The sequence below is a fragment of the Streptomyces sp. NPDC048389 genome (assembly GCF_040706335.1).
In the GTDB taxonomy this organism is placed as follows: Bacteria; Actinomycetota; Actinomycetes; order Streptomycetales; family Streptomycetaceae; genus Streptomyces.
Window position 1 is genome coordinate 1 of the sequence record NZ_JBEZKP010000116.1, and the last position, 4,312, is coordinate 4,312.

The window sequence follows — 4,312 nt, forward strand, 5'->3', positions numbered from 1 at the left end:
TAACGGTTGCGATGGACTGGTACACCCGTTGCATCATCGGCCTGCGGGTGACGCCGGTATCGACGAAGGCCATCGACGCGGCGGCCGTCCTCTATCAGGCCTACCGTCCCCAGCGGGTTCCGCAGAGCTGGCCGAGGGAAGCGGCCTGGCCCGAGCACGGCATTCCGCGCGGGGTGCTGGTGGAGGCCGAGGCCGTCCAGGGTCCCGTCACCGGGGTCTGGGGGCCGAAGCTGGCGCCGGAGACGTTGATCGTCGACCACGGCAAGATCTATCTGTCGGCGCATCTGACCAGCGTCTGTCACCGGATGGGGATCTCGGTGCAGCCGGCGAGGCTGCGCACGGGGCGGGACAAGGGGCCGGTGGAGCGGTTCTTCCGCACGCTTCGGGAAGATCTGCTGCAGCGGCTGCCCGGCTACAAGGGACCGGACATCCACTCGCGCGGCCTGAATCCGGAGAAGGACGCCTTCTTCTTCCACCACGAGTTGGAGGCGATCATCCGCGAGTGGACCGCGGTGACGTATCACCGCAGGCCACACGAGGGACTCCTCGATCCGCACCTGCCGAAGGTGGAGTTGTCCCCGGCGGCGATGTTCGAACACGGGCTCGCGCGGGCGGGCTATATCGAAGTGCCCCGCGACCCGCACCTGGCCTACGAGTTCCTCGACGTCACGACGCGCACCGTCCAGCACTACGGCGTCGAGATCAACAGCCGCCGCTACAACGGCGCCTGCCTCGACGGGCTGCGGGACATGGCCGGCTCCGACATCGAGCTGGACCAACGGCGGCTGCCGTTCTTCGCAGACCCCGACGACGTCACCCGGATCCACTTCAGGGATCACGAACGCGTCTGGCACACCCTTCAGTGGGAGCATGCCCCCAGCCTGGCCATGCCGCTGAGCGAGGAAGCGCTGCAGTTCGCCCGGCGCCTTGCGGCGAAGGAGTACACCTATCCCGACGACCGGCTCGCCATCGCCCTGCTGCTGAAGCGGTGGAACCTCGGGCTGGGCACTTCCCTGGTCGAACGGCGGATGGCACTGCGGCTCTCCCGCGAGCAGGTCGCCCTGGATCTTCCCGAGCAGCCGGCCGACGACGTCACTTCGCTGCCGTCCGTCGCCCGCGTGCTGTCCCTTCCCGAGCAGCCGGCGCCGCCGGCGATCGAGGCCGTCCAGGACCAGGAGCCGGAGGCGGGCGATGACGACGCCGACGGCCTGGAGGAGCTGGAAGAGGAACTCGACTTCTACGCCACGGCCTTGAAGGACATCGATGACGACGAGTAAGCCGACCCGCGCCCAGGCCGAGGAAGCCGATCTGCGCTCCCGGCTGGATCACCTCACGCTCTCCCGCAAGGAGGGCTTCGGCCGCCTGGCCGAGGCCCCGCGCAGGAAGCGTCCGGAGCTTCTGTCCCGCCGCCAGCTGAAAAAGCTGGGCAAGGAGGCGCTTGCCGAATACAACCGCGACCGCCGCAAGTGGCACGCGAACCTCGGCCCGCTGGGGACCCCACAAATGAAATCCTTGCACGAAGACCTCTGGGACATTTTCGACAGCAACGACCAGGACAGCGACAAGGTCAAGGGCGGCATCGCCCTCGACGCTTTCCCCGGGCTGGGCAAGACCACAGCCGTGCTTGCCTTCGCCAAGAAGGTCCATCGGCAGATCATCGAAGAAGAGGGGAAGTACACCGCCGAGGGTCACGAGCGGTGGCCGGTCTGCCGTGTCGGCTTGACCAGCAACACCGGGATGCGTGACTTCAACCGGGCCATTCTGGAGTACTACGGGCACCCCGGACGTTTCCGCGGGACCGCCGCCGAGTTCGGCTACCGCGCTCTCGATTCGGTCTTGTCGGCGGAAACAAAACTCTTGATCGTCGATGACTTGCACTTCCTGAAGTGGCGGAACAAGAACGGGATCGAGGTCAGCAACCACTTCAAATACATCGCCAACGAATTCCCGGTCACCTTGCTGATGATCGGTGTCGGCCTGGAGAAGCGGGGCCTTTTCAGCGAGGGCTCGAGTTACGAGGACGCGGTTCTCGCGCAGACCGGACGCCGCACCACCCGGCTCAATATGGACCCGTTCACCATCTCCTCCGAGAAGGGACGGAAGGACTGGCGCGACGCCCTCCTCGGGATCGAGGAACGCGTCGTCCTCGCAAACAAGCACCCTGGAATGATCGCGGACGATCTGTCCGACTACCTCTTCGCCCGCAGCACCGGACACATCGGCTCGCTCATGACGCTGATCAACCGCGGCTGCCAGAGAGCCGTGCGCAGCGGCGCCGAATGTCTGGACAAGGAACTGCTGGACCAGGTGAAGAACGACGCCGCGTCCGAGCAGGCCCGCGAGGAACTCCAGCACGCCCTGGACTCCGGCCGGCTGGTCAGCACGCCCGGGAAGAAGGCGGCATGAGCGAACTTCGCACCCTGGCGATCCGCGTCCTGCCGCGCCCTGGGGAAAGCATCGACAGCTGGCTGGAGGCACTCGCCCGGCGCTCCTGGACCTCGCTCTCGGCTCTGCTGGACGCCCTGGGCCTGCCCGAAGTGCCGGCCCGGGAACGAACATGCCGTCTCGTCACCTCACTGTCCGAGGGAGCACTGCGACGGCTCGAACGGCAGGTGACGCTGCCTGCCCGCCGTCTTGACGATGCCGTCCTGCCCGCCGAGATCTTCGGCCGCCGGGCACCCGGCTGGCGGTTCTGCCCGCAGTGCCTGCGCGACAGCGAGGGCCGCTGGCCGACGCTCTGGTGGCTGCCGTGGGCTTTCGCCTGCACCAAGCACCACGGCCTGCTCCACCGCGTCTGTCCGAGCTGTGGTCGCGAACCGCGCCACTTCCTGCCCAGGGCGGTGCACCTGCATCAGCGGGCGCACTGCATGCGCCGGACCGGCAGGAGGAACGTCTGCGGCGCCGACCTGACCAGCGCGCCGCAGCTCAACCTCGGTCACGGCCATCCGATCGTCCAGACCCAAACCGAGATCAACAGCGTCACCCTCCATCCGTTCACCTCCGCTGACGCCGTCTTCGTCGAGGTGGACCGCCTGTTGTCCGCGCTCGCCGACTCCCTGCGGCCGTCCGACCTGAGTGCGATGAGCACCGCCTGCCGTTCCGCCTGGGAATCCGTGTTCACGGACGCCACCGACTCACAGTCGTCGCTGGGCAGCTGGCGCTTCCACGAACGCCGTGTCCGGATCCTGACGCCCGAGTTCCTGCAGCGCGAGTACACCGAGGGCGGGAAAAGCCTCGACGCGATTTCCAGGGAAGTGGGCCTGCCCGTCGCGCATGTAATCCGCCATACCAAGAACCTCGGCTTCACCATCTACCGAGGGCCTCGCCCCATCACCTTCAATGACGACTGGCTCCGCGAGCAATACGTCACACAAAAACGGACCGGTGCTGACATCGCCCAGGAAATCGGCACTCACAGCGAAGTCGTCCGGCGCCGCCTAGAACACCTTGGCATTCCGCGTCGGCCATCCGGCCGCAGCACCCCCGTTCTCATCACAAAGCTGGATACTTCACTGCCGTCTGACATTCGAGCAGCGGCGGAAGGGACACTTCACGGCTGGCGCCGCCTACGTCGCTTCCAAATCAGCATATTCTTTCCCACGCTCACAACCAGCGCCAGCTACCTCAGACTCCTGCCGAGCACGCTCACCTTGCAACTCGACCAACTGGAATGCGCTGTTGGAGCCACATTGTTCCACCGCTCGGTCCGACACGCGCCACAGAGCCCGACTAGACGCGGAGCCCGTCTCCTGCGTGACCTCGACCGCGACGACGTCCAGAAGCTCATGCACGCCGCGCTCGGATCGAAAATGGAGAGAATCCCCGACCGAGACTCAATCAATTCCGGAATCGCCACGTCCGACGGTGACCGCGCCGCGCTGACCAACCTTAACGCCCGCCAGCACGGCGGCCGCCTCCACATCCCTCCTCCCATGCTGCCGCTCTTGAGGCATCTCTTCACTCGCGGAAATGAGGAGAGCTACCTGGCACAGATCCACGCCACCACAGGCATGCCGGTGACCACGATCTTCAAGCAGCTCAAACGTCTCGAAGAAGCCGGCTGGCTCACCGGCCGACGTGAATCCCCCGCCGAACGGCCAAGCGGCGGCCGAGGTCGCACCTACTACTCGCTGACCCCACTCGCACAGTGCCTCCAGCCGTCTCTCACACAGCCCGCGGAGACCGCATGAGCAGGACAGCCCGGAGGAAAAGGACACGATCATGGAACAGAACCGTGGACAGACCATCGGGACCGACACCGGAACCCGCAGGTCACAGCGCAGCCAGTGGCCAGCGGCGAAGGAAACCTACA

At 66.2% G+C, this 4,312-nt stretch carries 2 protein-coding genes and 1 pseudogene; all 3 read left to right on the forward strand.

Annotation, left to right across the window (positions count from 1 at the left end; genetic code table 11):
• A pseudogene (locus tag AB0903_RS34200) lies at nucleotides 1-1,277 on the forward strand (transposase); the annotation flags it as partial.
• Nucleotides 1,264-2,406, forward strand: coding sequence for an AAA family ATPase (locus AB0903_RS34205; protein WP_366708707.1), 1,143 nt, complete (start codon nucleotides 1,264-1,266; stop codon nucleotides 2,404-2,406). The pseudogene AB0903_RS34200 and the gene AB0903_RS34205, both read left to right, overlap by 14 nt.
• The gene (locus AB0903_RS34210) at nucleotides 2,403-4,190 is read left to right on the forward strand and encodes a TniQ family protein (protein ID WP_366708709.1); all 1,788 of its coding nucleotides are present in this window, start codon (nucleotides 2,403-2,405) and stop codon (nucleotides 4,188-4,190) included. The genes AB0903_RS34205 and AB0903_RS34210 overlap by 4 nt, the downstream gene beginning before the upstream one ends.
• The last annotated feature ends 122 nt before the right edge of the window (nucleotides 4,191-4,312 follow it).

Excerpts from the sequence above, each read along its gene's own strand:
- AB0903_RS34210 (WP_366708709.1), top strand. The coding sequence starts at position 2,403 with ATGAGCGAACTTCGCACCCTGGCGATCCGCGTCCTGCCGCGCCCTGGG.
- AB0903_RS34205 (WP_366708707.1), top strand. The coding sequence starts at position 1,264 with ATGACGACGAGTAAGCCGACCCGCGCCCAGGCCGAGGAAGCCGATCTG.